15 protein-coding genes are annotated in these 17,114 nt (G+C 67.3%); 13 read left to right on the top strand and 2 right to left on the bottom strand.

Annotated features, from left to right (window positions below; genetic code table 11):
• Position 1: 1 nt before the first annotated feature.
• On the top strand, positions 2–2,233 hold the full coding sequence (locus BLT60_RS19475; RefSeq protein ID WP_090879110.1) for a heavy metal translocating P-type ATPase: 2,232 nt from the start codon (positions 2–4) through the stop codon (positions 2,231–2,233).
• Positions 2,230–2,388 carry a cbb3-type cytochrome oxidase assembly protein CcoS gene (gene ccoS, locus BLT60_RS19470; RefSeq protein ID WP_090879108.1) on the top strand — a complete coding sequence of 53 codons (159 nt, stop codon included), beginning with the start codon at positions 2,230–2,232 and terminating at the stop codon, positions 2,386–2,388. Before BLT60_RS19475 ends, ccoS begins: the two co-directional genes overlap by 4 nt.
• Here ccoS and fixJ read toward each other — a convergent pair.
• A complete protein-coding gene (gene fixJ / locus BLT60_RS19465; protein ID WP_090879105.1) occupies positions 2,385–3,011 on the bottom strand; it encodes a response regulator FixJ in 627 nt (208 codons plus the stop codon). The two genes, ccoS and fixJ, sit on opposite strands and share 4 nt — an antisense overlap.
• The gene (locus BLT60_RS19460) at positions 3,001–4,521 is read right to left on the bottom strand and encodes a PAS domain-containing sensor histidine kinase (protein WP_090879103.1); all 1,521 of its coding nucleotides are present in this window, start codon (positions 4,519–4,521) and stop codon (positions 3,001–3,003) included. The genes fixJ and BLT60_RS19460 overlap by 11 nt, the downstream gene beginning before the upstream one ends.
• Positions 4,522–4,776: 255 nt before the next feature.
• Here BLT60_RS19460 and BLT60_RS19455 point away from each other — a divergent pair, with 255 nt between their 5' ends.
• The 11 genes from BLT60_RS19455 (at position 4,777) to BLT60_RS19405 (ending at position 17,107) form a co-directional block, all read left to right on the top strand.
• Positions 4,777–5,355 carry a helix-turn-helix domain-containing protein gene (locus tag BLT60_RS19455; RefSeq protein WP_244521347.1) on the top strand — a complete coding sequence of 193 codons (579 nt, stop codon included), beginning with the start codon at positions 4,777–4,779 and terminating at the stop codon, positions 5,353–5,355.
• A gap of 112 nt (positions 5,356–5,467) precedes the next feature.
• Positions 5,468–5,824: a carboxymuconolactone decarboxylase family protein gene (locus tag BLT60_RS19450; RefSeq protein WP_090879099.1), complete on the top strand. Its 357-nt coding sequence runs from the start codon at positions 5,468–5,470 to the stop codon at positions 5,822–5,824.
• Between the two features lie 4 nt (positions 5,825–5,828).
• A complete protein-coding gene (ppsA, locus tag BLT60_RS19445) occupies positions 5,829–8,228 on the top strand; it encodes a phosphoenolpyruvate synthase (RefSeq protein ID WP_090879097.1) in 2,400 nt (799 codons plus the stop codon).
• A 218-nt stretch (positions 8,229–8,446) separates the two neighbouring features.
• Entirely contained in the window at positions 8,447–9,058 is a 612-nt protein-coding gene (locus BLT60_RS19440) for an RNA polymerase sigma factor (protein ID WP_090879095.1), read from the top strand.
• Positions 9,059–9,180: 122 nt separating this feature from the next.
• The gene (locus tag BLT60_RS19435; RefSeq protein ID WP_090879325.1) at positions 9,181–9,441 is read left to right on the top strand and encodes a zf-HC2 domain-containing protein; all 261 of its coding nucleotides are present in this window, start codon (positions 9,181–9,183) and stop codon (positions 9,439–9,441) included.
• Between the two features lie 40 nt (positions 9,442–9,481).
• On the top strand, positions 9,482–10,711 hold the full coding sequence (locus BLT60_RS19430; RefSeq protein ID WP_090879093.1) for a bifunctional alpha/beta hydrolase/OsmC family protein: 1,230 nt from the start codon (positions 9,482–9,484) through the stop codon (positions 10,709–10,711).
• A 108-nt stretch (positions 10,712–10,819) separates the two neighbouring features.
• A complete protein-coding gene (locus BLT60_RS19425; protein WP_090879091.1) occupies positions 10,820–11,575 on the top strand; it encodes a TVP38/TMEM64 family protein in 756 nt (251 codons plus the stop codon).
• Positions 11,576–12,997, top strand: a complete 1,422-nt coding sequence (locus BLT60_RS19420) for a dihydrolipoyl dehydrogenase family protein (protein WP_090879089.1) — start codon at positions 11,576–11,578, stop codon at positions 12,995–12,997.
• Positions 12,997–14,199 (top strand): NAD(P)/FAD-dependent oxidoreductase, encoded by a 1,203-nt coding sequence (locus BLT60_RS19415; RefSeq protein WP_175478542.1) that lies wholly within the window; start codon positions 12,997–12,999, stop codon positions 14,197–14,199. Before BLT60_RS19420 ends, BLT60_RS19415 begins: the two co-directional genes overlap by 1 nt.
• Positions 14,193–15,395, top strand: a complete 1,203-nt coding sequence (locus BLT60_RS19410; protein WP_425285038.1) for an ABC transporter substrate-binding protein — start codon at positions 14,193–14,195, stop codon at positions 15,393–15,395. Before BLT60_RS19415 ends, BLT60_RS19410 begins: the two co-directional genes overlap by 7 nt.
• On the top strand, positions 15,371–17,107 hold the full coding sequence (locus BLT60_RS19405; RefSeq protein ID WP_090879087.1) for an ABC transporter permease: 1,737 nt from the start codon (positions 15,371–15,373) through the stop codon (positions 17,105–17,107). The genes BLT60_RS19410 and BLT60_RS19405 overlap by 25 nt, the downstream gene beginning before the upstream one ends.
• Positions 17,108–17,114 lie beyond the last annotated feature (7 nt).

The raw sequence follows: 17,114 nt of genomic DNA, 5'->3' as shown, positions 1-17,114 counted from the left end.
GATGAGTGCCGTCGACCTCTCCCACTATGTGACAGCCGGCAACGATGGCGCCTGCCACCTCGACCTGGCGGTCGAGGGCATCCACTGCGCCGGCTGCATCGGCGCCATCGAACGCCGGTTGACCGACATTCCCGGCGTCACCGAAGCGCGCGTCAATTTCACGCTGCGGCGGGTCGGCATCGACTGGCGGCAGGGCGCGGTCGAGCCGGCGTCGCTGGTCGAGGCCCTCGACAAGGGCGGTTTCCGGGCGCGTCCCTTCGCCACCGGCGCGGGCGAAGCGGAGAGCGACGCCGAGATGAAGCGGCTGCTCCGCGCCCTCGCGGTCGCCGGCTTCGCGGCAATGAACATCATGCTCCTGTCGGTCTCGGTCTGGGCCGGCAATTTCACCGACATCACCCCGGAAACCCGCGACCTCTTTCACTGGCTGTCGGCGCTGATCGCGCTGCCGGCCGTCGCCTATGCCGGGCGTCCGTTCTTCGCCAGCGCGTGGACGGCACTGAAGGCGCGGCGCACCAACATGGACGTGCCAATCTCGATCGGCGTCCTCCTGGCGCTCGGCGTCTCGCTCTACGAGACCGCGATCTCGGCCGAGCACGCCTATTTCGACAGCGCCATCATGCTGCTCTTCTTCCTGCTCGCCGGCCGCACCCTCGACCAGGCGATGCGCCGGCGCACGCGGACGATGGCCGGCAACCTGGCGGCCCTCAAGGGCGAAACGGCCGAGCTGATCCAGCCGGACGGCAACACTCGGACGGTGCCGGCGGCCGCCATCCATGTCGGCCGATCGATCCTGGTCCAGCCCGGCCAGCGGATCGCCGCCGACGGCAGCATCACCGCCGGAACGTCGTCGGTGGACGAAAGCCTGATCACCGGCGAGACCGCGCCACGCGCGGTTCGCCAGGGCGATCCGGTCTATGCCGGCACGCTGAACCTCGCCGGTGCGCTGACCGTCAAGGCGACGGCGCTGTCCGGCGAGTCGCTGGTCGACGAGGTCCAGCGCCTTCTCGACAAGGCGACCGAGGCGCGGTCGCGCCGGGTCAAGCTCGCCGATCGCGCCGCCCGGCTCTATGCCCCGGTCGTCCACCTGACCGCGCTCCTCGCTGCGATCGGCTGGCTTGTCGCCGGCGCCGGCATCCACCAGGCGGTGCTGGTCGCCACCGCCGTGCTGATCATCACCTGCCCCTGCGCCCTGGCGCTCGCGATTCCCGCGGTTCAGGTCGCGGCCGCCGGCGCGCTGTTTCGCCGGGGTATCTTCCTCAATGCCGGCGACGCGCTGGAGCGGCTTGCCGAGGTCGACACCATCGTCTTCGACAAGACCGGCACCCTGACCACGGCCGAACCGCATGTCGTTAATGCGGGAGCGATCCCTCCAGAGGTGCTGCGGACGGCCGCCCGGCTGGCGCTCGCCAGCCGCCATCCGCTGGCCCGGGCGCTGGCGATGGAAGCCCATAGCGAGATTCCCCTTGCCGATGCGCGGGAGGAGGCTGGGCGCGGCATCGTCGCGACGGTCGACGGCATGGAAGCGCGCCTCGGCAGCGCCGCGTTCTGCGATGTCCCCGAAAGGACCAATGCGAACATGGACAACGGGGCTGCCTCGCATCTCTGGTTCCGCCACGGCGACACGGTCGCGACCTTCGCCATCGCGCAGACACTGAAGCCCGATGCGGCGGCGGTTATCACGGCGCTGAAATCGCGCGGCTTCGATTGCCGGATCCTCTCCGGCGATCGGGACGCGGCCGTGGCGCCGGTCGCCGCGACGCTGGGCGTTCCCTATGTCGCGGGGATGAAGCCGGCCGACAAGATCGCCGCGCTGCTGGCGCTTGCCGCCGCGGGCCACCGGGTGGCGATGATCGGCGACGGGCTGAACGACGCCCCGGCGCTGGCCGAAGCCCACGTCTCGCTGTCGCCGATCAGCGCCCTCGACATCACCCAGGCGCAGGCCGACGCGGTGTTTCTGGGCGAGCGGCTCGGCCCGGTCGTCGAGGCCTTCGACATCGGCCGGCGCGCCCGGCGGCTGATGAACCAGAATCTCGGCTTCTCGGTCATCTACAATCTTGCCGCCGTACCGCTGGCGATCCTCGGCATCGTGACACCGCTGATCGCCGCGCTCGCCATGTCCGGCTCGTCGATCGCCGTCACACTGAACGCCCTGCGCGCCCGCCCCCGCCTGCCGGTCGCGAAGCGCGATGACGGCGTTGCGTCCACGCTTGTCCGGGAACCGTCGGCGCCATGACGGTTCTCCTCTACCTCGTGCCGCTGGCGCTTTTCCTGGGACTGGTGGGCCTGTTCGGTTTCCTGTGGTCCCTGCGCAACGGCCAGTATGAGGATCTCGATGGCGCCGCGCTGCGGGTCCTCGACGATACCGATGTCGAGGGCGGCAGGCCCTAATCGCCGCTCTTCGAGACCGCGCCGGCGAGGATCGCCATCCGAACAAGGTCGGAGAGGCTCGCCGCTTCCATCTTGGTCATGACGTTGGCGCGATAGACCTCGACCGTGCGCGGGCTGATGCCGAGATCGTAGGCGATCGTCTTGTTGGGAAGGCCGGCAACCAGGCCTTCAAGGACCTGGCTTTCCCGTTGCGACAGCATCGCCAACCGGGCGACCACATCCGCCTTTGCCGCGTGGTCATCCTCGCGCCGCTCGTCCTCACGCAAAGCCGCCTCGACCGCCGCGACAAGGACCGAGTCGTCGAAGGGCTTCTCGATGAAATCGAAAGCGCCGAGCTTCATCGCCTCGACCGCCAGCGGCACGTCGCCGTGGCCGGTGATGATGATCACCGGCATGCCGACACCCATCTCGCGCAGCCTGGCCAGAAGTTCGGTGCCGCTGATCCCCGGCATCCGCACGTCGGAGACGACGCAGCCCCGCTCGCCGCGCGGCAACGCATCGAGGAAAGCCACCCCGGACTCGAAGGCCCGCACCGTCAGGCCCGCAGTATCGAGCAGGAAGGACAGCGACTCGCGAACATCCCGGTCGTCGTCGATCACATGAACAATGGCGCTATTCGTCATCTTCTCTGCCTGCGGTATCGATGATCTTCAACGTGAAACGGAAGGTCGTGCCCTTGCCGGGCGTGGTCTCGACGGCGATCGTCCCGCCATGGGCGTTGACGATGGTGCGCGAGATCGACAAGCCGACGCCCATGCCCTGCACCTTGGTCGTGACGAAGGGCGAGAAGAGGCGATCCGCCACATCGGCCGAGATGCCGGGACCGGTATCGGCAACCGCGATTTCGGCCTTGCCGTCCGATACCCGGCGCGCCCCTATTCTGAGTTCCCTGGGCTCGGATGCGGCCTCGGTCATCGCCTCGATCGCGTTGCGGATCAGGTTCAACAGCACCTGCTCGATCTGCACCCGATCGGCAAGAACATGGCCGATATCGCTGGCGATTTCGTAGCGGACACGAATGCCGCGCTCCTTGGCGCCAACCAGCGCCAGCGCGGCCGCCTCCTCGATCATCCGGGAGACGCTCTCGCCGCGTTTCTCGCTCTCGCCACGGCTGACGAATTCCCGGAGGTGACGGATGATCTGACCGGCGCGCAAGGCCTGTTCGGCGGCCTTGTCGAGCGCGTCGCGCAGCTTCGTGTCCGCTCCCTCGGCCTTCGAGTCGAGGAGCCGGCGCGAGCCGCTGATGTAGTTGGTGATCGCCGACAACGGCTGATTGATCTCGTGGGCCAGTGTCGAGGCCATTTCGCCCATGGCGCTGAGGCGTGAGATATGGACCAGCTCCGACTGCAATTCCTGCAATCGGACCTCCGTCTCCTGGCGCTCGGACAGATCCCGGACAAAACCCGTGAAGAAGCGGCTGTCCCGGGAAATCATCTCGCCCACGGCCAGCTCCATCGGGAAGGTCGAGCCGTCGGCGCGCTGCCCGACCACCAGGCGCCCGACCCCGATGATCCGGCGCTCGCCAGTGGTCATGTAGCGGGCGAGGTAGCGATCGTGATCCTCCCGGTAGGGGGACGGCATCAGAATCTTGACGTTCTTGCCGATCGCATCGTCCGGCGAATAGCCGAACAGGCGCTCGGCGGCCGTCGAGAAGGACTGCATGATGCCGGCTTCGTCGATCACGATCATCGCGTCCGGCACGGTGTCGAGAATCGATTTGAGATGCGCCTCGCGCGCCAGCAGGTCGCTGGCGAAGGCGGCGGTCTCAGCGCGCAGGCGATGCAGCCTTTCGCCCATTGTCGCGATCGCCGCTCCGAGAAACACAAAGACGAACGACTTGACGATGTCGACCTGCCCGCCGACGAAATAGGCGCTTGAGAGAGCGGCGGCGACGACGAGCGCGGTGGCCAGCAACCCCGGACCCAGCCCGCCATAGGCGGCCGAGACCACGACGGCGACGCCACCAAACAGGAAAAGCGACGGATCGGCTGTGCGGCCGCAGATCGACCAACAGGCGAAGATCGCCACCGCCACCGCCCCGAAGGGAAGCCCGTAACGCAGCGCCACACCCGTCGGGCCCGACGGTCCGGGCCGGACGAGTGGCGGTTCGCGATGGCTTTCCGCCGGTCCCATTATCTGGCCTCAGGCAACACTGATCCTTCCCCACCGACGCCTACGGGATATCCCGTAGGGAGATTACCCGAATTTTCGAGTCCACCACCCGTCGTTACGTTTTGACCACGATCAAACACGTCAACGGGAGAGCCTTTCGCCATGCTGCATCAGGAAACATCCCAACTTACACGCCCGACGGCACAAAAGGTCGCGGCCATCGAAGCCGCGGCCGGGCAGCCCCAGCCCCTGTCCGCGGCATTGTCGACGGCCGGCATGTCGATTCGCTACGCCCGGAATGCCGAGATCTACGGCGAAGGCGAGCCGGTCGACAACGTCTACAAGGTCGTTTCCGGCGCCGTGCGGACGTACAAGCTCCTCAGCGACGGGCGGCGGCAGATCGGCGAATTTCACATTGCGGGCGACGTCTTCGGCCTTGAGGTCGGCAGCGAACGCCAATTCACCGCGGAGGCTATTGCCGACGCCGTGGTGCTTGTCGCCAAGCGCAGCAGCCTGGTGGCTCTCGCGGTCAGCGACGCCACGCTTGCGTCCGAACTGTGGACCCATACGGCAAGAGAACTCCGCCGGACACAGGATCATCTTCTCGTTCTTGGTCGCAAGCGCGCGCAGGAGCGGGTTGCCACTTTCCTGCTCGACATGGCCGGCCGCGGCCGGTCCGACATCATCGTCGACCTGCCGATGTCCCGGCAGGACATCGCCGACTATCTCGGCCTCACCATCGAGACGGTCTCGCGAACACTGACCCGGCTCGAAGACGATCGCGCCATCGAGATACCGACCTCGCGGCGCATCGTCCTCCGCGACAAACGGGCCCTCGGCCACCTCAACAATTGAACGCGGATGCGAGCGCCGTTGACGTGAGTCAATGCCTGCGCCGCGCCGTTGGTCAGGCTCACTAGAGATAACGCGCACTGCGTAGATCACGCAGGCCGCAGGGGAGGTCCCGATGAAAGACTACCGGGAGATGGCGCAGGAAGTGTCCACTTCGGCGGCGGCCCTGCGCAAGGGGCTACCGGACGCAATGGCCGGCTTCGCCGCCCTGGGCAAGGGCGCCTACTTCGACGGCGCACTCAGCATCAAATTCAAAGAACTCATCGCGCTGGCCCTTTGCGTCGCGTCACGTTGCGACGGCTGCGTCGCCTATCACGCCAAGCGCGTCAGCGAACTCGGTGCTTCGCGGGAGGAAGTGCTCGAGACCATCGGCGTCGCCATCCAGATGGGTGGCGGACCGTCGATGGTCTATGGCGGCGAGGCACTCCGCGCCTTCGACGCCTTTCAGGCAACAGCGGCGACTGGGGAGTGAAGACATGACTGACCAACCCGACGTTCTTTGGTTTGAAGCCGTCAAGCGGACCCATGTCGGACTCGTCGGCGGCAAGAATTCCTCGCTGGGCGAAATGGTCCAGACCCTCTCGGGCAAGGGCGTTCGGGTGCCGCCGGGCTTCGCCACCACGGCAAGCGCCTACTGGCGCTATGTCGAGGCGAACGGTCTTCGGCAGGTGATCTCGGATCATCTCGACGAGATGGCGGCCGGGAAAAAATCGCTGGCGGAAACCGGGCAGGCGATCCGAACCGCCTTCCTTCACGGCGAATGGCCGGAGGACACCGCCGCCACGATCTTCACCTCCTACAAGGAACTCGGCAAACGCGCCGGGCGCAGCGAACTCGATGTCGCGGTTCGTTCATCCGCCACTGCCGAGGACCTGCCGGATGCCAGCTTTGCCGGCCAGCAGGAAACCTTCCTCAACATCCGCGGCGAGCGCGCCCTGCTCGACGCCTGCCGTCGTTGCTACGCGTCGCTGTTTACCGACCGGGCGATCTCCTATCGTCAGGTCAAGGGCTTCGACCACCTGCAGGTCGCCCTGTCGATCGGCGTCCAGCAGATGGTGCGCTCTGACATCGGCGGTTCCGGCGTGATGTTCTCGATCGATACCGAGACCGGCTTCGACAAGGTCGTGCGCATCGACGCCGCCTGGGGGCTTGGCGAGAACGTCGTCCAGGGCGCGGTCGATCCCGACGCCTACCAGGTCTTCAAGCCGCTGCTCGCCGACGAGTCGCTGCTGCCGATCGTCGAGAAAACGCTCGGCGAGAAGGCGATCAAGATGATCTACGCCACCGGCGACGAGCCGACCAAGAACGTTCCGACCTCCAGGGCCGAACGGGCCGCCTTCGTGCTCAGCGACCAGGAGATCGTTCTCCTGGCGCGCTGGGCGACGACCATCGAGGCGCATTACGGCTGCCCGATGGACATGGAATGGGCCAAGGACGGCGACAGTGGCGACATCTTCATCGTCCAGGCGCGGCCGGAAACCGTGCAGTCGCGGCGCGAGGCCAACACCTTCAAGGCCTATCGCGTGCTGGAAAAGGGCAAGATCCTCACCACCGGACTCAGCATCGGCGGCGCGATCACCGCCGGCCGGGTCTGCCTGATCGAGGACGTCCGCGACATCGACAAGTTCGTCGACGGATCGATCCTCGTCACCGGGATCACCGACCCGGACTGGGTGCCGATCATGAAGCGCGCCGCGGCGATCATCACCGACCATGGCGGCCGGACCTCGCACGCGGCGATTGTCAGTCGCGAACTCGGCCTGACCGCGGTCGTCGGCACCGGCAACGCCACCCATGTGTTGCACACGGACCAGGAAGTCACGGTCTCCTGCGCCGAGGGGGACCAGGGTTTCGTCTATGAGGGCACGGCAAAATTCGAGGTCGACGAGCTCGACCTCTCCAGCCTGCCGGGGACCCGGACCAAGGTGATGCTCAACCTCGCCAATCCGGCCGCGGCCTTCAACTGGTGGCAGGTTCCGGCTGACGGTGTCGGCCTCGCGCGGATGGAGTTCGTCGTCACCAACCAGGTGCGGGTGCATCCGATGGCGCTGGTCCGCTACGACTCGCTCAAGGACGAGGCGGCCAAGGCCGAGATCGATGCGATCACGGTCAACTATGACGACAAGACCGAGTATTTCATCGACACGCTGTCGCGCGGTCTCGCCCGGATCGCGGCGGTCGTCCATCCCAAGCCGGTCATCATCCGGATGAGCGACTTCAAGACCAACGAATATGCCGGTCTGGTCGGCGGTCGCGAATTCGAACCCGACGAGGAAAACCCGATGATCGGGTTCCGCGGCGCATCGCGTTACTACTCGCCGCGCTACCGGGAAGGCTTCGCGCTCGAATGCCGCGCGATCCAGCGGCTGCGCAACGAGATGGGCTTCAAGAATGTCGTCGTGATGATCCCCTTCTGCCGGTCGGTCAAGGAAGCCGACAAGGTGCTCAAGGTGATGGTCGAAAACGGGCTGCGGCGCGGCGAGGACGGCCTCGAGGTCTACGTGATGTGCGAGATTCCCTCCAACGTCATCCTGGCCGACGCCTTTGCCCGGCGCTTCGACGGGTTCTCGATCGGATCGAACGACCTCACCCAGCTGACACTTGGCGTCGACCGCGATTCGGAGGAACTCGCGGGACTTTTCGACGAGCAGGACGAGGCGGTCGAATGGATGATCTCGAGCGTGATCGGGGCAGCTCACAAGGCGGGCGCCAAGATCGGCCTTTGCGGCCAGGCGCCCAGCGATCATCCCGAATTCGCGCGGTTTCTGGTGGGTTGCGGCATCAACTCCATTTCGGTGACGCCAGACAGCTTCTTCGCGGTGAAGCGGCATGTCGCCGAGGCGGAGGCGGACGAGCCGGGCCTCAAGCAGGCCTGAGGCCGTCCGTGGCCCTGCGCGGTTGGTCCGGCGTACCTCACGCCGCGCTCGCAAAGGCTTGAGCGGTCGAAAACCGCGCCTGATTGCAATGTGACCCACGGCGCGGTGCGCCTTTGCTAGGTTCCGTCGTCCGAGCCGGGGTGTGAATGCGCCCATGGACGAGCCGCCGGCCCCGCGTGAGCAATCTCGACGCGGGGCGGCACCGAACCCGAGCGAGCATGACGCAGCCAGCCAACCTCTATTGCCGTTTGCGCGCCGGGGACGAGCAAGCCTTCCGCACGGTGGTGACCCGGCACCAGGCGAGCCTGATCGCGGTGGCCCAGGCGTTCGTTCGCAGCCGGGCGACGGCGGAGGAAGTGGTTCAGGATACCTGGCTGGCGGTGATCGAGGGGCTGGATACCTTCGAGGGCCGCTCGTCGCTGAAGAACTGGATCTTTGCCATCCTCGCCAACAAGGCGCGGACCCGGGCCGTGCGCGACGGACGCATGGTCCAGGTGGCCGATTTCGCGGGCGAGACCGGCGAAGACACGCCGGCAGTCGACCCGGCGCGGTTCAAGCCGTCCGGGGCTTGGGCCGACTTTCCGGCGGCCTGGGATGACCTGACGCCGGAGAGGATCGTTGCCGACAAGGACATGCTGGCGCGGGCGGGCGAAGCGATCGCGTCGCTGCCGCCCGGGCAACGATCGGTCGTGACCCTGCGGACGATCGAGCATATGGAGGCCGCCGAGGTCAGCGTTCTCCTCGGCATATCCGACGCCAACCAGCGCGTTCTCCTGCATCGCGCCCGTGCCGCCCTCCGGGAAGCGATGGAGCGGCTGCTTGCCGATTGATCCGGCAGGGAACGTCTGCCGGTCCGGATTTGTTTGTAACGCGCGGCGATCTTGCAAGACCCTATAGCATCGGACCGTCGATCGAGGCGGCCAGGCCCGCCAACAGAGGATGTGGCAAGCCGATGCTGACCTGTCGCGACGTGAGCGAGAAGACCAACGACTATCTCGACGGCACGCTCGGCTTCTGGCCGAGAGCGAACCTGCGGATGCACCTTCTTCTCTGCAAACACTGCCGGGCCTTCGTCGGGCAGATGCAGGCCACCATCCGTTTCATCGACAGGCATGGCTACACGCTGATGCCCGAGGAGCTGCCGTCCAAACCGCTCGTCGAGGCCTTTCGCCAGCGCGCCGCAGCGGGCGATCGGCCCCGGCCGCCGGAATGAGACCGGACGCCGAAAGCGCCAGCAACAAGGGAGAAGACCGATGTTCTCAGCCGAACGGGTGACCTTCGAAGGCAGTCTCGAGGAGCCGCTGGCGGCGCGCCTTGACCTGCCGGCCGGCGCGGTGCGGGCCTATGCCGTCTTCGCCCATTGCTTCACCTGCTCGAAGGATGTCTTCGCCGCGACCCGGATCTCGACCGAGCTGGCGCGGAGCGGCATCGCGGTCCTGCGCTTCGACTTCACCGGGCTCGGGGCCTCGGGCGGTGACTTCGCCAATACCAGCTTCTCGTCCAACGTCAGCGACATCCTCAAGGCGGTCGACCACCTGCGCAGCCACTACCAGGCGCCGCAGTTGATGATCGGCCACAGCCTCGGTGGCGCGGCGGTCCTGATGGCCGCATCGCAGGTCCCGGAAGTCAGGGCGGTGGCGACCGTCGGCGCGCCGGCGGATGTCGAGCATGTCCTCCACAATTTCGATGCATCGCTGGAAAAGATCGAGACCGAGGGTATCGCCGAAGTCACTCTCGCCGGCCGGAAGTTCAACATCCGCCGCGACTTCGTCGACGATGCGCGATCGCAGGACGTCACGTCGGTGATCGCCGGGCTGAAGCGGGCGCTCCTCGTCCTGCACGCGCCGACCGACACCATCGTCGGGATCGAAAACGCCCGGGCGATCTTCGAAGCCGCGCGCCACCCCAAGAGTTTCGTCGCACTCGACGGCGCCGACCATCTCCTGTCGAACCGATCCGACGCGATCTTTGCCGCGTCGATCATCAGCAACTGGGCCGCGCGCTACCTTGTCGGCGATGCGATGACCGACGCGGCAACCGAGGCTGACGGCGTCGTCGTCACCGAATCCGGCGAAGGCCGATTCCAGCAACTTGTCCAGATCGGCCCGCATACACTGATGGCCGACGAACCGACGGATGTCGGCGGCGATGGCTCGGGACCGTCGCCCTATGACCTGCTCTCCGCCGCCCTGGGCACCTGCACGACGATGACGCTGCGGCTTTATGCCGAGCGGAAGAAGATGGATATCGGCCGCATCTCGGTCGTGGTCTCGCATTCGCGGACGCATGCTGCGGACTGCGAAGACTGCGCTGAAGGCAAGGGCAGGACCGTCAGCCTGTTCGAGCGGGTCATCTCCATCGAAGGCGCGCCGCCCGACGATGTCCTCCAGCGACTGCTCAAGATCGCCGACCGTTGCCCGGTGCACAAGACGCTCTCCGAAAGCAGCCGGATATCGACGCGGCTGGCCGAAGCCGCCGATTGATCCCGCGATGCTCACGACACCGTGACCCGGCCGCGAGCCCCTTTGTGTAACAAGCCGTGTTGCCAGGGGACACCATCGCAGGTGACCCACGAATTGACCAGGCGACACATGAGCATGCAGGACGCCCCCTCGACGCAGGACGCACAGGATACCGGTGGCCGGGGCACGTGGCTGCGCGCCGGGATCACAGTCGCTGTGCTCGTCCTCGCCTTCATTCTGGTCCGGATCTCCGGCTTCGACCAGTATCTCTCGATCAGCGCCCTGTCGGAGAACCGGCAATGGCTGCTGGACGAAGTGGCCCGCCTCGGCCTCGGCGCCGCACTGATCTTCATTGCCGTCTATGCCGTTGCCGTCGCCTTCTCGGTGCCCGGCGCGGTGGTGCTCACCGTCACCAGCGGTTTCCTCTTCGGTCCGGTCTTCGGCACCCTCTACGCCGTGCTGGGCGCGACGCTCGGCGCGATCGGCCTCTTCCTGTTCGTGAAGCTGGGCCTCGGCGGCTCGCTGCAGAGCCGCGCCGGCGGGACGATCGACCGCCTGCGGCGAGGGTTTTCCGACAATGCGCTCGGCTACCTGCTGTTTCTCCGCCTGTTGCCGATCTTCCCCTTCTGGCTGGTGAACCTCGCCGCGGCGGTGCTCGGCGTGTCGCTCGGCATCTTCACCATCGCCACCTTTGTCGGGATCATCCCGGGCGCGGCGGTCTTCGCCAGCTTCGGCAGCGGCATCGGCTCGCTGCTCGACGCCGGCAAGCCGGTCGATCTCGCCTCGGTGCTGACACCGGCGGTCATCCTGCCGCTGGTCGCGCTCGCCCTCCTGTCGCTGGCGCCCATGGTCTACAAGCGCTATCGCGCCGCGAGGACGGGCTGAATGCGCCATCTCGACGTTGATATCTGCATCATCGGCGGCGGCTCCGCCGGCCTGTCGGTTGCTGCCGGAGCGGCGCAACTGGGCGCAAGGACCGTGCTGTTCGAACGCCGCAAGATGGGCGGCGAATGTCTCAACTATGGCTGTGTCCCCTCGAAGGCGCTGATCGCTTCGGCGCGATCGGCCGAAGCGGTTCGTTCGGCGCCCGGCTTCGGCGTCAAGGCCGACCTCGCCGGAATCGACTTCGCTGCCGCCGTCGATCGGGTCGACCGCGTCATCGCGACCATCGCGCCGCACGATTCCGAGGAGCGGTTCGAGTCGCTGGGCGTGACGGTCGTGCGGTCGAACGCGACCTTCACCGGTCCCGACACCGTCGAAGGCGACGGCGTCACGGTCAAGGCACGGCGCTTCGTCATTGCCACCGGTTCGAACCCCGCGGCGCCGCCGATCGACGGGCTCGACACGGTGCCCTACCTGACCAACGAGACGATCTTCGCCAACCGGACATTGCCCGAACACCTGCTCGTCGTCGGCGGCGGGCCGATCGGCGTCGAGATGGCGCAGGCCCATCGCCGGCTTGGCGCGCGGGTCACCGTCGCCGAGGCCGACCGGATCGTGGCCAGGGAAGATCCGGAACTCACCGCCGTCATCCGCGACAGGCTGATCGCCGAAGGCATCGACATCCTCGAAGGCGCCAGGGTCAAGCGGTTCCAGATGTCGGGCGAGACCATCACGGCAACGATCGATGCCGACGGCGAGCGCGATCTCACCGTGTCGCACGTCCTCGTCGCTGCCGGCCGCAAGCCGCAGATCGATGGGCTCGGACTCGAGGCGGCGGGCGTCGACCACACCCGGGCCGGGATCACCGTCGACAACCGGCTGCGGACGTCCAACCGCCGGATCTTCGCGATTGGCGACATCTCGGGCGGGCCGCAATTCACCCATGTCGCCGGCTACCAGGCCGGCATCGTCATCCGCAACGCGCTGTTCCGGCTGCCGGCGAAGGTCGACTACCGGGCGCTGCCATGGGTGACCTTCACCGATCCCGAGCTTGCTCGCGTCGGCCTTCTCGAGGCCGAGGCGCGCGAGCAAATCGGATCGTCGGTCGAGGCGCTGACCGTGCCATTCGGCAAGATCGACCGGGCCATCGCCGAGGATCGCACCGACGGTCAGATCAAGCTCGTGCTCGGCAAGCGCGGCCGCATCCTTGGCGCCAGCATCGTCGGCGACCATGCCGGCGAACTGATCCACCTGTGGGCGCTGGCGATGGGGCAGAAGCTCGGCGCCAAGGCGGTTGCCGGCATGATCGCGCCCTACCCGACGATGGGCGAGATCAGCAAGCGTGTCGCCGGCGAATATTATGCGAAGAAGCTGTTCAGCCCATGGCCACGGCGCATCGTCCGTTTTCTCGGCCGGTTCGGATGATGGCCAGGAGCGCACAGCACCCGGGCGGAGCGGCGTCTCCGGTCGGCAGGTCCATTGTGCTGGTCGGCGCCGGCCACTCACACCTGCACATTCTCAAACAGGCTGGCCTCTTCGCGGCACGCGGTTACGCCCTCACGGTTATCGCGCCGGACGACTTCTGGTATTCCGGCGCGGCGTCGGGTGTCCTTTCCGGGCAGTATCGACCGGGTTCGGAGCGGATCGACATCGCCGCGCTGATCGCCGGCAGCGGCGCAACGCTCGTCCGATCTTGCCTCGCAGCCATCGACCGGGCTGCACGCCGATTGGTAAGCGAAGACGGGACCGCGGTCCCCTTCGACGTCGTCTCGCTCAATCTCGGCAGCGCCCCGGTTCCCCTCCCCGGGGACAACCGCAACGTCTTCGACGTCAAGCCGGTGGCCCATCTCGACCGGCTGCGGGGCGCGCTGGAAACGCGCCACCAGACGAACCCGAAGGCCCAGACACGCATCGCGATCGTCGGCGGAGGCCTGACCGGCTTCGAGATCGCCGCCAGCCTCGAACGGCTTGGCCAACGGCTCGACGCGCCGTTCTCGATCACGGTTCACGGCGGCGACCGGCCGCTTGCCGACCTGGCGAAACCGATTGCCGCCGGCGTCATCCACGCCTTGCGCCGGCGCGGTATCGCGGTTCCCGACGGCAGCCGGGTGGTCTCGGTGGACGATAGAGTCCTCACGCTCGCCGACGGTCGAATCGAGCCGGCCGACTTCGTCGTCAATGCCAGCGGGCTGGCGCCCGCGCCGGTCATCGCCGGCCTCGGCCTGCCTTTGGCCAGCGACGGCTCGTTGCATGTCGATCCGTGGCTTCGCTCGACCGGCGACACGGCGGTTTTCGCCGCCGGCGACTGCATCGCGTTCGATGGCGAGCCACTCCCCCGCGTCGGAGTCTATGCGGTGCGCCAGGCGCCGGTCATCCTCCACAACATGCTGGCAACCCTCGAGGGCACACCGCTGACGCGCTTCGAGCCGCAGAAACACTTCCTGACCATCATGAATCTCGGCGACGACACGGGGCTTGCGCTCCGGGCCGGCCTCCACTGGCGTGGGCGCCTTGCCTGGTGCCTCAAGGACGCCATCGATCGCCGCTTCCTCGCCAACCACCGACCGGACCCGATGCCGGCAACCGTACCTGCCGACCGTCCTGAACTCTCCAGGAGCCAATCGTGACCGCCCGCAGCCTGCTTACAGCGACTCTGTTTTTTGCCCTCACCGCCGCGCCGCCGGCTCTTGCCGACACCTGGGAAGAGACGCTGTCGCGCGCCGATGGCAGCACCGTCTACTGGAACGCCTGGGGCGGCGACGAGCGGACCAACGCCTTCATCGCCTGGGTCGGCGATGAGGTGGCCGAGCGCTACGGCGTCACCCTGCGCCACGTCAAGCTGGCCGACACAGGCGAGGCCGTGACGCGGGTGCTTGCCGAGAAGGCCGCCGGCAAGGACAGCGGCGGATCCGTCGACCTCATCTGGATCAACGGCGCCAACTTCCTGTCGATGAAGGAGCAGGGACTGCTCCACGGGCCGTTTTCGGAGAGCCTGCCCAACTACGCCTATGTCGACACGACCGACAAGCCGTCGAATGTCGTGGACTTCACCGTCCCGGTCGACGGCATGGAGTCGCCGTGGCGGATGGCGCAGATCGTCTTCGCCTACGATACGGCGCGGCTGAGCGAGGTGCCGAAGTCGATTCCCGCCTTCCTCGACTGGGCCGCGCACCATCGTGGCCGGTTCGCCCATCCGAATGTCCGGGATTTCCTCGGCGCGACCTTCCTCAAGCAGGCGCTCTACGAACTGGCGCCCGACCCTGCCGACCTGCAGCAGCCTGCGACCGACGAGACTTTCGACACCGTCACCGCGCCGCTGTGGGCCTGGTATGACGAACTGAGGCCTCTGCTGTGGCGCGGCGGCGAGCAGTTTCCGGACAGCGGACCCGCGGCACGACAGCTGCTCGACGACGCCGAGATCGACCTGACCATCTCTTTCGATCCGGCCGAGCCGGCCGGGTGGATCGCCGCCGGGCTCGCCCCGGATACGGTCCGGGCCTACACGCTCGACGGCGGCACCATCGGCAACACCAGCTTCGTCGCCATTCCCTACAACGCCGCCAACCCGGACGGCGCGAAGGTGGTCGCCAACTTCCTGCTTGAGCCGGCGACCCAGGCCCGGGCGCAGGACATCCGGGTTCTCGGCAGCTTCTCGGTGCTCGACATGGACAAGCTCGACGCCGACCAGCGCCAGGCCTTTCTCGACCTGCCAACCGCTCCGGCCCTGCCGAGCAACGAGGAGCTCGGCATCGTCCTGCTCGAACCCCATCCGACCTGGATGACCCGGATCGTCGACGAATGGACCAGGCGTTACACCCGCTGACCCGACCGGGCGCTCGATCGTCGCCGCAACGCGGCGGCCGGGCGGCACGGTGGCCACTGATCGCGGTCGGCGGGGTTGTCATCCTGCCGATCGCCGTCGGCCTGTGGTGGACCCTGCTCCCGGCATTCGGGCACCTGCCGGCCGTCGCCGGCTCGGGGGTCGCGTCGTCGCCGTGGCGCGAGGTCTTCGCCTATCCCGGGCTGTGGACGGCTGCCTGGCTCTCCGCGTTTACCGGCGTCGCGGCGACCGTGCTCTCGCTGGCGCTCTCGATCGGCTTCTGCGCGGTGGTCCATGGCCGGCTCGGCTTCCGCCGGGCGGAGGCCATGCTGGCGCCGATCCTGGCCTCGCCGCATGCGGCTATCGCCATCGGTTTCGCCTTCGTCATCGCGCCCAGCGGCTGGATCGCGCGACTCGTTTCGCCGTGGCTGACCGGGTGGTCGACGCCGCCGGACCTCGCCACTGTCGGCGATCCGCTGGGGCTCGCCCTGATCGTCGCGCTGATGATCAAGGAGGTGCCTTTCCTGCTGCTGATGATCCTGGCGGCGCTCAACCAGGTTCCGGTCGACGCGCACATGAAGGCTGCCCGGTCGCTCGGCTACGGGCGCGGCATTGCGTGGATCAAGGTCATCCTGCCGCAGATCTATCCGCAGATCCGGCTGCCCATCCTGGCGGTGTTGGTCTTTTCGCTCTCCGTCGTCGACATGGCGCTGATCCTCGGCCCGGACAATCCACCGACGTTGGCCGTCCTGGCGCTCCGCTGGCTGCTCGCCCCGGACGTCACGTCCTACCTGCCCGGCGCCGCCGCTGCCGTGCTGCTCCTCGCCATCGGGCTGTTCGCGATCGGGCTGTGGTTGGTGGCGGAGCGAATCGCGGCGCATGTCGGGCGGTTCTGGATTTCACGCGGCGGCCGTGGCGTCGCCAGTGAACCGGGCCTCCGGCTCGCGGGCGCCGGCGTTGCGCTGGTCTTCGCCTTCGCCGCCCTGTCGATGCTCGCGACCGGACTGTGGTCCTTCGCCACGGCATGGCGCTATCCCGGCGCGCTGCCTGTCGACTGGACCCTCGCGACGTGGTCGGCCCAGCTGCCCATGCTCGGCCGCCCGGCCTGGATGACGCTGTCGCTCGGGCTGGTGACGACGCTGGTCGGCCTGCTGATGGTCATCGGCTGGCTGGAGAACGAGGGCAGCAACAGCGACCGGATGAAGCGCGCCAGCCTGAGGCTGATGTACATACCGCTGCTCGTGCCGCAGATCGCCTTCCTGTTCGGCGTCCAGGTGCTGCTGGTCCGCCTTGGCATCGACGGCAGCTTCTTCGCCGTCGCCTGGACCCACCTGATCTTCGTCGTGCCCTATCTCTTCCTGTCGCTCGCCGATCCGTGGCGGGCGCTCGACCCGCGTTACGCCCGCTCTGCCGCGGCCCTCGGCGCATCGCCGGGACGGATCCTGCTGACCGTCAAGCTGCCGATGCTTCTGAGGCCGCTGCTGACCGCCGCAGCAGTCGGCTTCAGCGCCAGCGTCGCGCAATACCTGCCGACCCTCTTTGCCGGCGGCGGGCGTATCCCGACGCTCACAACCGAAGCCGTGGCGCTTGCGAGCGGCGCCGACCGGCGGGTGGTCGGGGTGTATGCCTTCGCCCAGTCCTTCATGCCGTTGCTCGTCTATGTCGCCGCGCTGCTCCTGCCGCTCTATCTCTTCAGGAACCGCCGTGCGCTCTAACCGAAAG

This window comes from Bauldia litoralis (assembly GCF_900104485.1).
GTDB lineage: Bacteria > Pseudomonadota > Alphaproteobacteria > Rhizobiales > Kaistiaceae > Bauldia > Bauldia litoralis.
This window is presented reverse-complemented; position numbering and strand designations above follow the sequence as displayed.

What these genes read in the sequence shown, in the direction of transcription:
- BLT60_RS19460 (WP_090879103.1), bottom strand. Translation starts at nt 4,521, where the DNA reads ATGGGACCGGCGGAAAGCCATCGCGAACCGCCACTCGTCCGGCCCGGA.
- BLT60_RS19440 (WP_090879095.1), top strand. Translation starts at nt 8,447, where the DNA reads ATGACGCAGCCAGCCAACCTCTATTGCCGTTTGCGCGCCGGGGACGAG.
- BLT60_RS19430 (WP_090879093.1), top strand. Translation starts at nt 9,482, where the DNA reads ATGTTCTCAGCCGAACGGGTGACCTTCGAAGGCAGTCTCGAGGAGCCG.
- BLT60_RS19455 (WP_244521347.1), top strand. Translation starts at nt 4,777, where the DNA reads ATGTCGATTCGCTACGCCCGGAATGCCGAGATCTACGGCGAAGGCGAG.
- BLT60_RS19450 (WP_090879099.1), top strand. Translation starts at nt 5,468, where the DNA reads ATGAAAGACTACCGGGAGATGGCGCAGGAAGTGTCCACTTCGGCGGCG.
- ccoS (WP_090879108.1), top strand. Translation starts at nt 2,230, where the DNA reads ATGACGGTTCTCCTCTACCTCGTGCCGCTGGCGCTTTTCCTGGGACTG.
- BLT60_RS19425 (WP_090879091.1), top strand. Translation starts at nt 10,820, where the DNA reads ATGAGCATGCAGGACGCCCCCTCGACGCAGGACGCACAGGATACCGGT.
- BLT60_RS19420 (WP_090879089.1), top strand. Translation starts at nt 11,576, where the DNA reads ATGCGCCATCTCGACGTTGATATCTGCATCATCGGCGGCGGCTCCGCC.
- BLT60_RS19405 (WP_090879087.1), top strand. Translation starts at nt 15,371, where the DNA reads ATGGACCAGGCGTTACACCCGCTGACCCGACCGGGCGCTCGATCGTCG.
- BLT60_RS19435 (WP_090879325.1), top strand. Translation starts at nt 9,181, where the DNA reads ATGCTGACCTGTCGCGACGTGAGCGAGAAGACCAACGACTATCTCGAC.
- ppsA (WP_090879097.1), top strand. Translation starts at nt 5,829, where the DNA reads ATGACTGACCAACCCGACGTTCTTTGGTTTGAAGCCGTCAAGCGGACC.
- BLT60_RS19415 (WP_175478542.1), top strand. Translation starts at nt 12,997, where the DNA reads ATGGCCAGGAGCGCACAGCACCCGGGCGGAGCGGCGTCTCCGGTCGGC.
- BLT60_RS19475 (WP_090879110.1), top strand. Translation starts at nt 2, where the DNA reads ATGAGTGCCGTCGACCTCTCCCACTATGTGACAGCCGGCAACGATGGC.
- fixJ (WP_090879105.1), bottom strand. Translation starts at nt 3,011, where the DNA reads ATGACGAATAGCGCCATTGTTCATGTGATCGACGACGACCGGGATGTT.